The sequence below is a fragment of the Flavobacterium sp. YO64 genome, from assembly GCF_004119505.1.
GTDB classification, from domain to species: Bacteria; Bacteroidota; Bacteroidia; order Flavobacteriales; family Flavobacteriaceae; genus Flavobacterium; species Flavobacterium oncorhynchi.
Genome location: NZ_NRQV01000001.1, coordinates 213,140 through 230,128, shown reverse-complemented (window position 1 = coordinate 230,128; position 16,989 = coordinate 213,140). Strand labels below are relative to the sequence as shown.

The 16,989-nt window shown below is 32.4% G+C and carries 14 protein-coding genes; 7 read left to right on the top strand and 7 right to left on the bottom strand.

All coding sequences use genetic code 11. The features are described 5' to 3' along the window. Window positions 1-4: 4 nt before the first annotated feature. From BOW57_RS01090 to BOW57_RS01080, 3 genes are all read right to left on the bottom strand, one after another. Window positions 5-3,397, bottom strand: a complete 3,393-nt coding sequence (locus tag BOW57_RS01090; RefSeq protein WP_129052734.1) for a SusC/RagA family TonB-linked outer membrane protein — start codon at window positions 3,395-3,397, stop codon at window positions 5-7. A gap of 112 nt (window positions 3,398-3,509) precedes the next feature. Further along, window positions 3,510-4,661 carry a FecR family protein gene (locus BOW57_RS01085; protein WP_129052733.1) on the bottom strand — a complete coding sequence of 384 codons (1,152 nt, stop codon included), beginning with the start codon at window positions 4,659-4,661 and terminating at the stop codon, window positions 3,510-3,512. A 169-nt stretch (window positions 4,662-4,830) separates the two neighbouring features. Then, window positions 4,831-5,421: an RNA polymerase sigma-70 factor gene (locus tag BOW57_RS01080; protein WP_164973652.1), complete on the bottom strand. Its 591-nt coding sequence runs from the start codon at window positions 5,419-5,421 to the stop codon at window positions 4,831-4,833. Window positions 5,422-5,830: 409 nt separating this feature from the next. Here BOW57_RS01080 and BOW57_RS01075 point away from each other — a divergent pair, with 409 nt between their 5' ends. From BOW57_RS01075 to BOW57_RS01065, 3 genes are all read left to right on the top strand, one after another. Next, window positions 5,831-6,709, top strand: coding sequence for an AraC family transcriptional regulator (locus tag BOW57_RS01075; protein ID WP_129052731.1), 879 nt, complete (start codon window positions 5,831-5,833; stop codon window positions 6,707-6,709). Between the two features lie 72 nt (window positions 6,710-6,781). Then, entirely contained in the window at window positions 6,782-7,612 is an 831-nt protein-coding gene (locus BOW57_RS01070) for an NmrA family transcriptional regulator (RefSeq protein ID WP_129052730.1), read from the top strand. A gap of 4 nt (window positions 7,613-7,616) precedes the next feature. After that, the gene (locus BOW57_RS01065; RefSeq protein WP_129052729.1) at window positions 7,617-8,009 is read left to right on the top strand and encodes a DUF5367 family protein; all 393 of its coding nucleotides are present in this window, start codon (window positions 7,617-7,619) and stop codon (window positions 8,007-8,009) included. A gap of 52 nt (window positions 8,010-8,061) precedes the next feature. Here the strand turns inward: BOW57_RS01065 and BOW57_RS01060 are convergent, their stop codons facing one another. After that, entirely contained in the window at window positions 8,062-9,501 is a 1,440-nt protein-coding gene (locus BOW57_RS01060) for a glycosyltransferase family 2 protein (RefSeq protein ID WP_129052728.1), read from the bottom strand. A 421-nt stretch (window positions 9,502-9,922) separates the two neighbouring features. Continuing rightward, complete coding sequence (locus tag BOW57_RS01055) at window positions 9,923-10,339, bottom strand: lipocalin family protein (RefSeq protein WP_129052727.1); 417 nt, start codon at window positions 10,337-10,339, stop codon at window positions 9,923-9,925. A gap of 341 nt (window positions 10,340-10,680) precedes the next feature. On the opposite strand from BOW57_RS01055, the gene BOW57_RS01050 reads away from it, so the two are divergent. Then, on the top strand, window positions 10,681-12,033 hold the full coding sequence (locus BOW57_RS01050; protein WP_129052726.1) for a GH1 family beta-glucosidase: 1,353 nt from the start codon (window positions 10,681-10,683) through the stop codon (window positions 12,031-12,033). Window positions 12,034-12,121: 88 nt separating this feature from the next. Here BOW57_RS01050 and BOW57_RS01045 read toward each other — a convergent pair whose 3' ends face one another. Next, window positions 12,122-12,478: a hypothetical protein gene (locus tag BOW57_RS01045; protein ID WP_129052725.1), complete on the bottom strand. Its 357-nt coding sequence runs from the start codon at window positions 12,476-12,478 to the stop codon at window positions 12,122-12,124. Window positions 12,479-13,542: 1,064 nt separating this feature from the next. On the opposite strand from BOW57_RS01045, the gene BOW57_RS01040 reads away from it, so the two are divergent. Both BOW57_RS01040 and BOW57_RS01035 read left to right on the top strand, forming a co-directional pair. After that, window positions 13,543-13,743, top strand: a complete 201-nt coding sequence (locus BOW57_RS01040) for a hypothetical protein (protein WP_089053035.1) — start codon at window positions 13,543-13,545, stop codon at window positions 13,741-13,743. Window positions 13,744-13,799: 56 nt separating this feature from the next. Then, on the top strand, window positions 13,800-15,509 hold the full coding sequence (locus BOW57_RS01035; protein WP_129052724.1) for a tetratricopeptide repeat-containing sensor histidine kinase: 1,710 nt from the start codon (window positions 13,800-13,802) through the stop codon (window positions 15,507-15,509). A gap of 89 nt (window positions 15,510-15,598) precedes the next feature. On the opposite strand, the gene BOW57_RS01030 is transcribed toward BOW57_RS01035, so the two are convergent. Beyond that, complete coding sequence (locus BOW57_RS01030) at window positions 15,599-16,132, bottom strand: 5'(3')-deoxyribonucleotidase (protein ID WP_089053033.1); 534 nt, start codon at window positions 16,130-16,132, stop codon at window positions 15,599-15,601. 84 nt (window positions 16,133-16,216) lie between these two features. Between BOW57_RS01030 and BOW57_RS01025 the strand changes: the two genes are divergently transcribed. Beyond that, window positions 16,217-16,966 carry a DeoR/GlpR family DNA-binding transcription regulator gene (locus BOW57_RS01025; protein ID WP_089053032.1) on the top strand — a complete coding sequence of 250 codons (750 nt, stop codon included), beginning with the start codon at window positions 16,217-16,219 and terminating at the stop codon, window positions 16,964-16,966. Window positions 16,967-16,989: the final 23 nt, after the last annotated feature.

Here is a 16,989-nt window from a genome sequence, read left to right as displayed (position 1 = left end):
GGTATTAAAATGATACATTTAGACTTAAAGAAAAAATTCTTGAAAAAGGATATTCGATACCTCGCTCTGCTTTTATAGTAGAAACTCTAAAAAAGTCATTTGCATAAGCATTGAATCCTAAACCAGCTAATCCGTTCTTACTAAGCCAAGTTCTACTCGTTACACGATATCCTAAGCGAAGAGATTCTCCTGAGATATAATCATCTTTTTGAATGAAACGAGAAGAGATTGGAGTTTCATTCTTTAAACCAATAGCTTTAAATTGCGCTATTTGTCCTGGAGTAGTCCATCTGTCTGTAAAAGCTCTTGCATCTTGATTGTCGAATATATTATCACTGTTAATATTTTCAACTTTATCATATAAAGCGGTATTGAATCGCTCTGCACCAAAACTGTAACGGATGAATACGCCTAAACTGAAATTTTTGTAGTTAACACTTGTAGATACTACTCCTGTTGCAATTTCTCTGGAATTTCCCATTACAACCTCATCTTTTTTATCTAAAATAAAAGTTGCCTCCCCGTTTTTCTTTAAGAATACTTCTTTTCCTGTAGCTGGATCAATTCCTAATGACGGAACTGCCCAAAGATCATTTGAACTTGCTCCATCGTAAAACCTTGTTAAACTGCTTGTTTTTTGAGCCGCTTCATTTAACGAAGCAAGAGCATTATTAAAACCTCCTAATTCGTTTTCATTTGTTGTAGCTGTTAATCCTACTCCCCAATAAATATTTTCTTTTAAATTATTTATAATATTATAATTTGCTTTAAGTTCTAAACCGCGAGTTGTAATATGCCCAACATTTAAAGGATAGGCACTAACTCCTGTAGAAGCTGCAAGGTCTATAGCAACAATTTGTGGTGTAGTCTTGCGTTGGTAAGCATTAAATGTAAATGTTAACCTGTTTCTGTACATTGCCAAATCTATTCCTAAAGACAAATCTTTTGTTTTTTGCGCTTCTAAATCCGTATTTGCTAATTGAGAAACATTTAGCCCCGCTCCAAAAATATTGGTATTAGGATCATATAAATAAATATCATGAGAAGCATATCCTACAAGATTCTGATTTCCTGTTTGTCCGTAGTTAGCACGTAGTTTTAAGACATTTACAATATCTTCATTCATCTTAAACTCGTTGTTGATATTCCATCCAAAACCAATACCATAATAAGGAGAATACTTTTTATTGGTTCCAAAATTGGTTGCTCCTGAGATAGTTTGTGTTAAATCAACCAAATATTTTCTATCGTAAGCATAGTTTAACTGATTAGTAAGGTCAATGCTTCGAACCATTTCATTGTAAGTATTTGGCTTGGAATCTTTCTTAAACCCAAAAGCAAAAGTTGGATTACCGGCAACTCCTAAAGGGAATCCTGTTAACGTAGATCCATAAAAACCATTTTTTGTTTCTAAAGCAGAAGCTCTTAAAGTATAATTAACGGAGTGAACATTATTAAAAACATTTGAATAGGTACCTCCTATATTTGCATTCCATTTATTAGTCAAGTAATCTATTCTCTTGTAACTTCCTTTTTCAGTTGGAATCTTATCTATAAATTCAGTGTTATCCGGTGAGATAAATTCTGTTGTTGTTTCGTCTAATCTTGAAACTGATAATGCTGCTGTCGTTCTGATATGTGGCGTAATATCATAATTGATAGCAAAGTTGTTTGTAAAATTAAACTCTGTGCCTTTATCATAACTATTTAAAAGCATATTATACATAGGGTTTTCTTCCTGATTTACATAGTAATTCACAAGAGGATTTCCTACTGGTATATTAGTTCCATCTAAATAACGTGTTGGAACTCCATTTTCATTATATTTTTCATAATATGGACTTGCTTTTGCCCAAGTAGCAAAAGAGCCATAAGGAGATTTTTGATTATTACCACCAGATACAAAGAAGTTGTTATTGAAACTTATTTTTTTCTTTCTATAAGTTAAATTAGCATTATACCCCCAGGTATTATGCTCAGTACCTTTCATGGTTCCGCTAACAGTTTTATAATTTCCGGCAAGATTAAATCTAAATTCTTCAGATCCTCCACCTACACTTAAACTGTGTCCAGAAGTTATTCCCATCTGGATTGGTTCATTAAGCCAATAGGTATCTACACCGCGACGTACTGCAGCTAAACGCTTGTTATAAACATTTTGCCAGGCAATAGGCACATCATATGAACCATATCTAGTTGGAATATAAGCGCTAGAAAGTCTTTCGAATTCTAGTTTTTGCTCAGCATTCATTAAATTATAAACACTTAAATCAGCCAGCTCATAAGATGAATTGTACACGTAAGAAACCTGCAATTTACCAGCAATTGGTTTAATAGTTTCAATAACTACAACTCCATTTGCAGAGCGAGAACCGTATAATGCAGTAGAAGCGGCATCTTTAAGAAGAGTAATAGTAGCAATTCTGTTAATATCTAAATCGACAACCTGTTGCAATGTCGTTGGAAAACCATCCAAAATAAACAGCGGCTGATTTGGGTCTTCTTTAAATTGATCATTTACCTGATTTACAGATAAACTTGTTTGCCCTCTCACCTCAATAACCGGCAAAACATTCGGATTAGATCCCGCAATATTATTATTTAATACAATAAAAGACGGGTCTAAAGTTTTTAGAGCCTGAACCACATTTTGTGTCGAAACCTGTCTTAACTCTTCTCCTCTATAAATAGAAACTGCTCCCGTAATAAGTTCTTTTTTTCTTACCGTAACTCCAGTATTTACCACAACACCATCAAGTGCTTTAGTTTCCTGCACCAGTACAACGTTGATTACTTTTCTTTTTTGAACCTGAATAACATTTGATCTGTGACCAATATAACTAAACAGAATTTGTCCGTCCTCAGGAGCTGTAACTGTATATTTTCCGTCAAAATCGGTTTGTGTTCCAGATCCTGCTTTTGCTCCTTTTACCTGAATGTTAACTCCAGAAAGCGGTTCATTTTTCTCGTTGGTAACAACACCTTTTATTTCAATTAGTTTTGACTGAAAGACCACTACATTTTCTTTTGGTACTTTTCTAACTATAATGGTATTTCCATTTGAAAAACTAAAATCAAAATCTTTACTGGAAAAGGTGTTTTCTAAAAGGTCATTCACACGGATTTTTCCTTTTTTAAGATGTACTTTAGGCAATTTTTTAAATAAATCTTCCTGATAAATAAAAGTATAATCTGTCTGCTTTTTAATGATTTCAAAAACTTCATCTACAGACACTGTTTTATCAGCGGCAATTACAACTTTTGTGTTTTGTGAAAATAGATTTACGGGCGAAAAACCAAAAATTGTAGTACAAAATAAGAATACAAAAGTTCTCATAATGTTAATAATTAGCCCTTTTCTAAGATAGAAATAGGCACTGGTTAATTTAAATTTCATAAATTTACATGTTAATTGGTTGGTTGGTTATTAAAACTGATCAATGGATTGATACATAGAAAGGGATAAAGTGCTGTACGGTGAGAGGTCTGAACTTTAATCCCTTTTCTTTTTACTTGATAATAATCTTATCGTCTTTTTTCTCATAGGCATTAATAAAATTAATATTCTTAATTGTCGTTAATATGTCTTCTAGTTTTTGATTTTTATTTAAAACACCGTTAAATTTCACATTGCCAAGCGCTGGATCTGCAAATGCAATATCTACATCGTACCATCGCGACAGTACTTTTGCAATCTCCTTAAGCGGCATTCCTTTAAAAACAAACAAGCCTTTTCTCCAGGAAATTTCATTATACACATCGACCTGAGCAATAGCAATATGATCGTTGTTGTTACTAATTGTTGATTGCTCGTTTGGCGTTAAAATTTCTTTATTGTTTGAATTGCTTACGGCAACCTTACCTTTTACCAATGTGGTATAAATTGCGGCTTCGTCTTTGTAGGCTTTAATATTAAACTCGGTACCAATAACCTCAACATTTTGCATTTGAGTTTTTACTTTAAATTTGGAACCTTTATGTTTTGTACTTGGTGACACTTCAAAATAGGCTTCTCCATAAACCAGTTCTACTTGTCTGGTTTCTCCATCAACAAAAGCAACCGGATATCTTAATTGTGATTCTGAGTTTAACCAAACTTTTGTGCTGTCTGCCAGCTGTACAAAAAACTGTCCTCCTCTCGGAATCGTTAAAAAGTTATTTTTAATTCCTGCAGGTCTATTTTCTTTTGAATTGTAAACCAGTTTTTCTCCGTTACTTGAAGCATTTCCTTTATTGTAAGCTTTACCTTTTTCTAATGTAATTACTGAACCGTCTTCTAACGTCAAAGTTGCTTTATCACTTCCTATCAAAATTTCTTTGTGAGCCACAACAGGGGTTTCAATTTTGAGCGGATTGGTTTTATTGACAATTATCGAAATGGAAATCAGCAATAACAATGACGCTGCCATAGCAATAAACTTAAATCGGGTTGTAGTATAAAATGGTTTAAGCGGAATTGTTTTTGTTTCGTTCGACTGAATTGCTTCTTGAAGACGTATTCTCATTTTGTGCTCCAATTCGTCTTTAGAACCCAAAGAATCATCCCATTCTTTTGAAGTCTGGAAACTTTCGTAAAAACGCAGTAATTGTTTATTCTCCTCCCGATTAGTATCACCAGAAAGATATCTGTTTAATAACGTTAAGAATTCTTCTTTTTTCATTTTTTTTACTATTAATGCGGGAGTATATTAAGTAAGTATCTAAAAAGATATTTACCCCCTAGTCCAAATCGTATTTTTTTTATTTTTTTATCTTTTTAAGAAAAGTCTCGTTGTAAATAAGAAAATTCAACGGTTTAAACTTATAATTGGTAATCATTTCAGCTTTCTCCTAAAGATTTTTAGAAAGCCACAAAATCATTGCAACACTCAGAGTACTGCCCATTGACAAACGAATGGTATGAAGTGCTTTTGTTATATGATTTTCGACAGTTTTTGTAGAAATATTGAGGCGCTCAGCAATTTCTTTATGACTTAGCTGTTCTTCTCTGCTTAATTTATAAACCAATTGGCATTTTTCAGGAAGATTCTCAACTATAGAATTAATGTGATACACCAATTCGTCATGCATCAATTGGGTTTCTGGCGTGGTATATTGAAAACGTTTTTCTAAATCATCAAAAAGTTCGACATGAATTTTGTCTTTATTCCTTCTTATATGATTAAAAACCTGATATCGGGCACAGGCATACATATATCCTTTTAACGAAATATGAATTTCAAGTTTCTCGCGATTGTGCCAGATATTCATAAATATATCCTGAATAATATCCTCACACAATTCTCTATCCTTTAACACATTATAAGAAGATATAAACAAAGACTGCCAAAATTTATTGTACAGTTCAGTCAACGCAGTTTCATCCCCATTACGTAAGCGGTCTATTAAAATGACATCTTGATTTAGGTCTGGTTTTGACAATTGTTTATTAGTTTGAATAGGTAAGTTTCAGCAAACATAATAAAATATTTGAATATTTTTAATTTGTTATGAACCAAGAGCTTTTGTTATGTTTTTAACATTTATTTTTGATTTACACCAATTTTACATCTCTTCTAAAATAACCTAAAAATGCATGCCTCAAAATATAAATTTGTCAATCCTTTTGAAATAAAAAAAAGAATTTATTAAAAATTTTAGCAAAACATTAACAGATTTACCCTTAAAATAAAAATGTTAAATCTAATTTTCATGCAGCTAATTTCTTTAAAACTATAAAAACAAATTTGTTGTCATTTCTATTTTGTTTACAAAGCAAGAAAGTACAAAATACAGGATTAAAAAATAAATAGTACCTTATCCTACTTTTTCAAAACTGTATCTTCCTGCTATGACAACAGATATTTTAGAATTACACGATTGTATTGTTTTAATCGAACACTCGAATACCACAAAAACAATAGTTCAAAAATGCGAAATTGACGGTGATGCTCTAGGTTTTGCCTTTTATGGCTCCGGCAATGTCGAGTTGGAAATTAAACACAATAATCAGACAAAATATTTGGTAAACACAACAGGTTTGGCAATTTGCTTTTTTGGAAATCAAAAAGTAGAATTCTCTCATAAAATAGAACCTGATAAACCGCTGCAGTCTATTAGTATTTTTACCAAACTCAAAAATTTAAATTCCCTTCCGCAGGCAGAAAAAGAAATTTTCGAAAATCATTTACCACAGTTATTAAACCCTAAAGAACATTTTGTAAAAGGCCCATCGTTTTATATGACGCTCGAAATGCAATTGGCAGTTCAAAAAATATTTAATACTTCCTATACCGGAAATACACGTTTATTGTTTCTAAAAAGCCAGGTAAATGAACTTTTAGCCCATTTTTATGCACTTTTAGCTTCTGAGAAAAAATCGGAGTTGTCTGAAGTGGATAAAAACAAACTTTTTCACGCTAAAGAAATAGTCACCACCCATTATTCAACACCGCCGTCAATTACTCAATTGTCACAAATGGTGGGACTCAATAGTAATAAATTGAAAAAGAATTTTAAAGAGCTTTTTGGAATTCCAGTTTTTAAATATGTTCAGGAAGAGCGATTAAATAAAGCGTATGAATTACTCCGAGAAAGCGAAAAAACTGTTCAAGAATCAGCATGGGAAGTAGGTTATGAAAGTTTAAGTTCGTTTTCAAATGCCTTTCAGAAAAAATTCGGAATGCGCCCAAATGATGTAAAACACCAATTCTTTTCAAACAAATCATAATTCTTTTACAACAAATGATTCATTCTTAATCTAAGCAACTTTGTATCAGTATTCATTTAAAAAGATATTGATATGAAAAAGAAAATTTTAATTCTGGGTTCCAACGGAAAAACAGGACGCAGAGTTGCCGCAAGATTAGAAAATAATCCTGAAGTCGAAATTCGTTTAGGATCGCGAAACGAAAAAATTCCATTTGATTGGGAAAACTCACAAACATGGGAAAATGCCTTAAAAGATATTGATACCGTTTATATTACTTTTCAACCAGATTTGGCTGTGCCTTTTGCTGCAGAAGCGATAGAAAATTTCACCAAACTTGCCACAAAAAACGGTGTACAAAAAATAGTTTTACTATCTGGAAGAGGCGAAAAAGAAGCTCAGGTTTGCGAAGAAATCGTAAAGAAAAATGCCAAATATTGGACGATTATCCGTGCAAGCTGGTTTAATCAAAATTTTAGCGAAAGCTTTTTCTTAGATCCAATTCTTTATGGAATCGTTGCTTTACCAAGAGCCGAAGCGCTTGAACCTTTTACAGATGCCGATGATATTGCCGATGTCGTTACAACTGCGCTTTTGAATGACAGCCATAACGGAAAAACTTATGAACTAACTGGTCCAAGATTACTGACTTTTAAACAGGCCGTAAATGAAATTGCGGAAGCCAGCGGTAGAAACATAACTTTTCAAAGTTTATCGCTGGAAGAATATACTCAGATGTTAAGAGAATATCAGGTTCCTGAAGATCATATTTGGCTCGTAAATTACCTCTTTGAGCAAGTGTTAGACGGAAGAAATTCTAATATCACTCAAGATATTGAAAATGTACTTGGCCGAAAAGCAAAAGACTTCAGCACTTATGCAAAAGAAACTGCCAAGACTAGAATCTGGAATCCAAAAAACTAAGATCATGCGATTTTTTAGAGCCGTTTTTTCGGGAATTTTAGTTTGGATCGCAGTAAGTCTTTCCTTTTATGTATTAGAAAAAGTTTATTTTCTAGAACAGTCTTTTTTATGGCAGTCGATACTTACCATAGTTTTTATTGTATTTTTTGCCATTGGGGCTGCAAAATTTTATTATCTGAAAGAATGTAAAATGAGTGGTTTACAATTAGGAATTATAATGTCTGTCACAGCATTAATTCTAGATGTTTTTATAACAGTGCCATACGTTGAAATTCCAAACGGCAGGAGTTACGAAAGCTTTTTTACAAGTCCGGTTTTGTGGATCTTAGCTTTTACAAATGCTTTTACAGTTTATATTTGGAAAAAAAGACAAGACCTAAAAAAAACTCCTGTTTAGTGGTAGACAGGAGTTTTCAGAATTAAATATAAATAGTAGTTTGTGGAAAATATTAACCTCTGGTAAGCCATCCTTTTTTACGAGCGGTAATTATAGAATATGGAGCGATCCAAAATAATCCGAAGGTATAAAAAACGCTGTATGAATAAGCCCAAAATGATTCCGCCAAAGAATATCTTTTTGCATAGAACAACATTGAAAAGCTTGACACAATCAATATTCCTAAAAGCGTTGCACTGATAAACAATAAAGGATGCGTTGCTATAAAATAAAACATAAAAATCAAAAACGGATAGGTCATAATGATTCGCAATGTTTGATCTGTACACAATAATCTGGCTCCAAATTTAGATTCTTTTCTAAAATCTTTAAAAACATATTTCAGCATCATAATATTTTCACGAACATTACTTCTGCCCCATCTTATGAACATTTTATATAAACCTGTATAATCTTCTGGAACATTTGTAAGTACAATGGCATTTCGTTGAAACAATACATGTTTTCCTTGTTTTAAAATCATGTTTGTCATAGCGCGGTCTTCGCCAATGTCCGACGGTTGTCCCATAAAAGTTTGCTCAATCCATTCTGGCAGACATTCAAAAACTGCCGTACTGCGATATGCAGCCAAAGCTCCCGGTGTGCAAAGAACAGAACCCAGCATACTTTCGGCAGAACGCATAAACTCAAAACTCATTACAAAACTCACATTCAGCATTTTAGGCAAAATTGCTTTTTTATTATTCAAAACCTGAACATTTCCAGCAACTGCACCACATTTTTCATTGGTAACAAACGGACTTACTAAATTTCTTAAAGTATCTTTTTTAACAATCGAATCACTGTCGACAGTAACAAAAATCTCCCCTGTTCCCAAATTAAAACCACGGTAAAGTGCATGACGTTTTCCTTGATTTTTAGGCTGTTGAAAAATGGCTACACGATCACCTAATTTTACTTTTGCTTGTTGAATCCAATACCAAGTATCATCTTTGCTTCCGTCGTCAATTGCCAAAAGCTGCAATTTATGCTCAGGAAAATCACTATTGGCTAAACTCATCAAAGTATCGTAAACCAATTTACCTTCGTTGTATGCAGGCACAATTACCGTACAAGTTGGTAATAACTCATCAGATACTGATTCTACTGGTTTGTATTTCAAGTACAGAAATAAATTATAAAGAAATATACCGCCTTTAAAGACAAATAGAAATACGGTGATTCCTAAAAATATAAGTCCGCCAGTCGAATTTATTCTTTCAAAATGAAGCTGATCAAAATCAGGTTGAAACTGAAATACGAAAAAAGCTCCAGTAAGCATTAATAAAAAAGTCCCCACAAGAACCATAAATCCAAAAGGACTTGCAGGGCGTTCTATATGTTTTTTTGTTTTAGTATTGTTGCTTGTAAAAATTGAAGTGCTTATTTGTGCGTCTTTGCTTATATCGCTGCCAGCATAAAATTGCTTTGAAATAATTGATTCACTTTCCATGTCTTATTTGTTGTATTAATTCTGTTTATTGGCTTTTATTAAAATGATATTGATTTTGTGCATTTACTTAAATAAGCGCTAAAATTTATTTTTTATAAAAGATTGACATGTACCCAATTTACAAGCCGCGTGCCATAATGGCTTTTAGCTGAATTTTAAGATGTTACAAATTAGGATACAAAAATGAAGTGTGTATTTTTTTTACACATGTAAACACTTTACACAGTAATTGTGTACTGAAAGGGTCGAAAATAAAGGGAGTTTTTAATTACCAAAAGGTGTAATCTAAATGCTAAAACGAAAATTTTATTACAAAATTGCCTAGAATGCTTAGAAAAAAAATAAAGCATCGTTATAAAAATAAAAACGGAAATATCTTAAAAGTCATTTCCGTTTTTATTCAAATTCAAAATAAGTGATGTTATCTGGTATAAACCGTTATTTCACCAGTAGTTTTATCCTTCAATTTTAGTTCCTTATTAGTAAGGTTCATAATGTCGCTGGTTGTACTTAAATTACCAATAGTAATTGTTAAATCATTATGAGATCGTACATAAGTTCCGCTAGTTTCTGTTAAGGTGCATTCAGTACCTTCATAATCGCCTATAACTGCTGTATTACTTAATCTAAGTTCTAAATAATCTCTAGTACATCCTGCTGCATTTTCTGGAGCATCAATTAATACTTCCTCTCCACCAACAATTTTTCCCGTTTTGCTTAAGTTATATTTTCCTTGTATCGGAATTATTGTTTCTCCTTCATTATCATCACTGCTGCAAGAGACAGCGAACATTCCAAAACTTAAGGCTAATGCGAATATTATTTTTCTATTTTTCATGTCGACTTTTCGTTTAAAGTTATAGTGACTAAATTAAAAGTATATACTTACAAAAAGTTTCACGATTATAAGAATGATTTACATAAATCGCATTTTAGTTATGTTTTCAAAAACAAAAAAAACAGACTGCAAAAAAAGAGCTAAATACAATTTAATCATTTGATAATAATCACTTTACAATAAATTCACATTAGTTTTATTAATTTGATCAAAACTAAATATCATGAAATTCTTTAATCTAAATTTTCTAGTTTCATTCAAAGAATGGCTTTTTTTAAGAGCGATGCAGTCCTCTTTCCTTCATTAATAAATAGACTTTAAATAAAGGAAAATCCGATTGAATGAATAAAGTTGAAAACTCATTTCTAAACAAAAACCAATTTGGTGAAGATTTCTTGTGGGGTGTTTCTACCGCCGCTTTCCAAATTGAAGGCGCACACGATGCTGACGGAAAAGGTTCTTCTATTTGGGACGTTTTTACTTCTCAAAAAGGAAAAATAAAAAACGATCATCATGCCATAACCGCTTGCGATTTCTATAATTCGTACCAAACAGATATTGATTTAATTCGTGAATTAAACATTCCTAATTTTAGGTTTTCTATTTCGTGGCCCAGAATCATGCCCACTGGTGTTCATCCTGTAAACCAAGCTGGAATTGACTATTACAATAAAATTATAGATTCGCTGCTTGAATCTGGAATCGAACCTTGGATTACGCTTTATCACTGGGATTTACCACATGCTTTAGAAGTAAAAGGAGGCTGGACGAACCGAGAATCTGTTACTTGGTTTTCTGATTATGCGGCTGTTTGCGCTCATTATTTTGGAGATCGTGTAAAAAACTGGATGGTTATCAACGAACCCTCAGTGTTTACTGGAGCTGGATATTTTTTAGGTATTCACGCACCAGGGAAAAAAGGAATTTCTAATTACCTAAAAGCCATGCATCACGTAACACTCGCAACTGCTAAAGGTGCAAAAGTATTGCGAAATGCAATTCCTGACGCAAATATTGGAACTACTTTTTCCTGTACTCATATCGAACCTGCTACACAAAATGCTAAAGATATTGAAGCCGCGAAACGTGTAGATACTTTACTGAACAGAACTTTCATAGAGCCCATTTTAGGACTTGGTTATCCGCAGAAAGATCTTCCAGTGCTTAAAAAACTCAATAATTATATTCTGGAAGATGATTTAAACAATCTCGATTTTCATTTTGATTTTATTGGTCTTCAATGTTACACGCGCGAAGTTGTAAAATCGTCTTTATTGATTCCTTACATTGGTGCAGAATTAGTAAGCGCAGATAAACGAAATGTCATTTCAACCGAAATGGGTTGGGAAGTTTATCCGCCTGCATTGTATCATGTTCTAAAAAAGTTTAATGAATACAAAGGCATCAAAAAAATAATTATTACCGAAAATGGCGCTGCTTTTGCCGATACGGTCACTAACGGAAAAGTTTTTGATATTAAACGAACGCATTATATTCAAGATCATTTAGAACAAATCTTAAAAGCAAAAGAAGAAGGCTTAAATGTCGAAGGCTACTTTGTCTGGAGTTTAACAGATAACTTCGAATGGGCTGAAGGTTACAATGCCCGCTTTGGATTAATTCATGTGGATTTTAATACTCAAAAACGAACCATTAAAAACTCAGGTTTATGGTTTAAAGATTTTTTGTCGTAAACCTCATGTTCGAAAATAGAAAAAGCCTTTCACAATTAAATTGCGAAAGGCTTTTTCTATTTTAAACAAATTCAACGATTGATCTAATCTAAAAATTGTATTGCCTTTTTAAGATTCCAACATGAAGCTTACCATTCGCTTTTAAATGCGATACTACTCTAATATATTGCTCTTCGGGATATTTTATATCATAACTAAAAGTTGTATCTTTTGCTTTAATCTGAAGCAAATGTTTCCCTTCTTCTGATATTGGCAGTTCTACCGTTTCATAACCCGGAATTCCGCTTGCCGCTTTTAAGTTAATTTCCTGAACTTTCTCTTTATCCAGAAATATTTCCAGCTTTACGTTATCAAGTTTACTATTCGTAGGTTGTTCGAACGAAACAACATATTTTTTACAACCAAACATGCATAACACAATTAATACTAATAGAAGCTTTTTCATAAAAAGATGTTTTTAAATTAAGAGAGACTAGAAATTAAAATCTCTATTATTATTTTATAAATATAAATAATTTTATGACAATCGATCCGCTATAAAAACGAGTTTTACTTCTTTGAAAAAGAAAATTGCTAAAAGGGAAAAATCCAGAAAAATTATCGCTGAAAAAGCAAAAAAAATCACTTATTTTACTGGTTTTTATTAGGTTTACTGATTATTTTTTCTTATCTTTATAGTATAAATAACAGATCATATATGCCAAAAAACAAACAATTTACACGCCTTATTTACCCTTTAAAAAATTACATTTTTACGCATTTTACTCTTCAAAATGCTTTTCGATTTCCTTTAGAAAATATGCTGCCTAATCTTTCTTCTGCACAAAGTTCAAACTTGCGGAAAATAGCTCAGCGATTGCTCCCTTTTCAACCTTAATTTTTTTTTCTCGGATATATTTTCTGATTCATTTTTCTAGAAAATATAAACGTACAATTTAGAAAAGATTTCCCTTTTGGGAATGTTCTTTCGACGCCTCATTTTTATTATTCACCAAAATATTTTTTTATATGCCATTATTTTTGACTTCTACAAGTAAACTCTTATCCTCATTTTCAATTTTTGCTTCAACTCTATATTATTTCTGCATTTTTTAATCGTTCGAAACCAACTTTTATCGGACTTTTTGCATCTATAATATTATAGATTTATTTGAACTTAAATACCATTTAATAATTTAAACTAGACTTTCTATACTTTTTTCTGGGAATTCTCGGGAATCTCAGGAATACGCGGGAATTCTGGGAATCCCTTGCCAATAAAGGCTTTAAAGCGCCTTTACTTTGCACCAAGAAATTAGTTCAAGTTTTGTCTGCAGACTAAAACAATATTAAAAACTAGTTCTAATTACAGCGTGAAAAACTGTAAGACCAAGTTTATTCGGGAAGTATAAACAACGTCTTACTGTTCTCCACACTTTACTTCCCAAAACCTATATGGTACTGCCTTAAAAAATTCTGGATCAACTCCAGACGGCCCTACCTATGTCTAATTTCTAAAAATAAATCAAAATGAAAAAATTTATACTATTTATCGCTTTTGCGTTATTGTTCACTATATTTTCTTGTACTCCAGATGAGTACGAAACACAGCCAACTAAAAAAACAGAAAAAAAAGATGGCTTTGCTGCAGGACCTGGCGAAGATCTTCCTCCTGATGAGGCTGATGGTCCTGGTGATGGAGGAACAGGGACAACACCACCAAAACCTTAATAAAAATATATTTTTAGTATCTAATAAATTACTATTTTCGGGGAAAGTAAACTTATATGTTGCGGTCCCCGTTTTTTTATTTTATTATACTTCTTTTTCTTTTTTCCTGTCAGGAAAAAAAACCTCTTAATACTAATGTTGAAACTATAGAAAAAGAGGCTCTTAGCTTACGAAATAAAGCAATTGAAAATTACGGAAAACAAAACTTCAATACCTCCTTTTACGAGTTTAACAAATCCAAGCAACTTTATGAAACTTTAAAAGACAGTGCCAATATCGGGTATATACTCATTCAAATAGCTGTTATTCAACAAGTCAATGGAGATTATTATGGCAGTAAGGAGACCGTAACCGAAGCGTTACCTTTTGTTAAAAAGAACAACCAATATCTAGCTGAAATAAATAATAGATTAGGTATTGCTGACAAAGAACTTTCTCTTTATGATGATGCCATTCTTTACTACAAAGAAGCGGCTAATAGATGTCCAAGTCCTATTGGAAAACAAATGGCTTTAAATAATATTGCAGTTGTTTATATTCATCAAAAAAAATATGACAAAGCAATTGCTCTTTTGGAATTTCTTTTAAGAAAAAAAGTTTTAAATGAGAAAACCGAAGCTGTTAAGCTGTCCATAATTATTGACAATTTAGGCTATGCCCATTTTAAAAAAGGAATGACTGAAAAAGGACTCGATTTAATGAATGAAGCTCTCCAGTTAAGAAACAAAGTTAAGGATACTTACGGAAGTATTGAAAGTTATCTGCACCTTGCGGATTATTTTGCTAAAAAAGAAACGTCAAAATCAAATGAAAATGCACTTGCCGCTTATAATGCAGCTACAAAACTAAACAGTGTCGATGAAAGATTAGAGGCTCTCCAAATTCTAATTTCTAATAATCACAGTACTCAAAACAGCAAATACGTACAAAGATATTTTTCATTAAACGACAGCATTATTAAAGTCCGGAATAACTTTAAAAACAAGTTTGCAAAAATTAAATACGATGCCAAGAAGGAAAAAGATGAAAATGCAACACTTCGTTTAGAAAAAGCAGAAAACCAATTAGCGCTGCAAAAAGCAAAATATCTAAGAATTGGATTTGTAATACTTTTTATTTTTCTAGTCCTATTAATAGCGATCTTAATACGCTATTATAAAAATAAAAATAAAGCGATAGAATTTAAGACTTCCTATAATACCGAAACCCGAATTGCTAAAAAAATCCACGATGAATTGGCAAACGATGTATTTCATGTGATTGCTTTTGCGGAGTCTCAACCTTTATCTGCCGAAAGCACCAAAGAAAATCTGCTTCAAAAATTAGACGATATTTACGGACGTGTAAGAGGAATTTCTAAAGAAAATAACAAAATTGATACTGGAATAAATTTTACCAAAAGCATAAAAGAAATGCTTTCGATGTATAATACAAGCGCAACAAATATCATTGCTACTAACTTAGAGAATATAAACTGGGAAAGTATTGATGATGTAAAAAAAATCGCAATCAGCCGAGTTTTACAGGAATTAATGGTGAATATGAAAAAACACAGCAACGCAAGCTTGGTTGTAATAAAATTTGAAAATGATCCAAAATCAATTCTAATAAACTATACTGACAACGGTAAAGGCTGCGAGAAAACAAAGATTTCTAAAAATGGTCTCCAAAACGTAGAAAGCCGTATACTAGCAGTTAAAGGAACTATTAATTTTGAAACGGAGCCTGACAAAGGGTTTAAAGTCAAAATATCGATACCTAAATAAACTAAATAGTACTGTTTTATAAAAAGCCTTTCAGAATTTCTTCCGAAAGGCTTTTATCTTCAAAAAACAACTATTATAACCTTTTAAGCTTATAATGTTTCGTTTAAAACCGCAACCGCTTCTTTCCAGTTGTTCACTCTTAAGTGATGCGTTTGGTTTATATTGTGAAATGCCGTAAACATAATAGGTTTACCCATGCAGTAATCTAAATTTTTGCTATGATCGTCAATCAAATAATCTGTATTGATGATTCTTTTGCTGCCGCACAAAACAATGTTTTCCCATTTAATAAAAGGAAAATGTTCGCCAAGCCAAGCTACTTTTTCAGCAAGTGAAATTGGGAATTCAGTCGCAGCCGAAACTATAAAAATTTCAAAATTCTCTTGCAGCTTCTGCAAACTTTCAACAGCATCCGGCATAACAGGCAGGCTTCTAAAAAAGTTACCTTTATTTAAAATTCCGTGTAAAAGCTCTCTTCCTTTAAAAGCTTCTTCTTCACTTAATCCCTGAATTCCTTCTTTCGAAAGGTTCATTCCGTATTCTTTATTAAATTGTTCAATCATTTGTGATTCTATATCGGCAAGTACGCCATCCATGTCAACGGCAATAGTTTTCTTTTTCATAGTTTTAATTTTGCAGTAAAATTATGCAAAAATTGCAAAACTTTGCAATTTTTAACTTATTTTTGCAATATAAATTTGCAATCGATGAAAAAAGAAGAACGTCAAAAAGTAATTTTAGAATACTTATCAAAAGAGCATCGAGTTACTTTACAGGAACTTAGCGAGTATTTAAATGTATCCGAAGATACAATTAGACGAGACGTAAAAGAACTTTCGGATCAAGGTTTGTTAAAAGCAGTTCGAGGCGGTGCAGTTGCGCCGTCACCAATTCCGCTTCACTTTAGAAATAGAGAAAAACACGATCTTGAGAATAAAAAGATTATTGCAGAAAAAGCGCTTCCTCTGCTAAAAGACGGACAGGTTGTATTTATAGACGGAGGAACAACTTCGCTGGCCTTAGTGGCTAGTTTCCCTTATGATTTAAAGTTAACAGTTATAACAAATAGTTTTCCTGTTGCGGCATTGATTGAAGATTTGCCCAACATTGATTTGATTTTTGCAGGAGGAAAAATGTGCAAAACTTCTTTTGCAACTTCGAGTATTGAAACTATTGATTTCTTTCGGAATTTTAGAGCAGACGTCTTCATTTTAGGAATCTGCAGTATTCATCATGAACGGGGCATTACGGGAATTTTATACGATGATTCTATGCTGAAAAAAAATATGATTCAGAACTCCAACTTTGTTATCGCCTTAAGTTCTATTGAAAAAGTCGGAACTGCAGAATCGTATTTTGTGTGTCCAATTAAAGATATTAATGTTTTAGTAACCAATGTTTCCCCTGAAGAAGAATCTTTGAAAGCATACAAAAACGCAGGAGTTACTATTGTTTAAAACAAAAAAGCCTTTCAGAACGT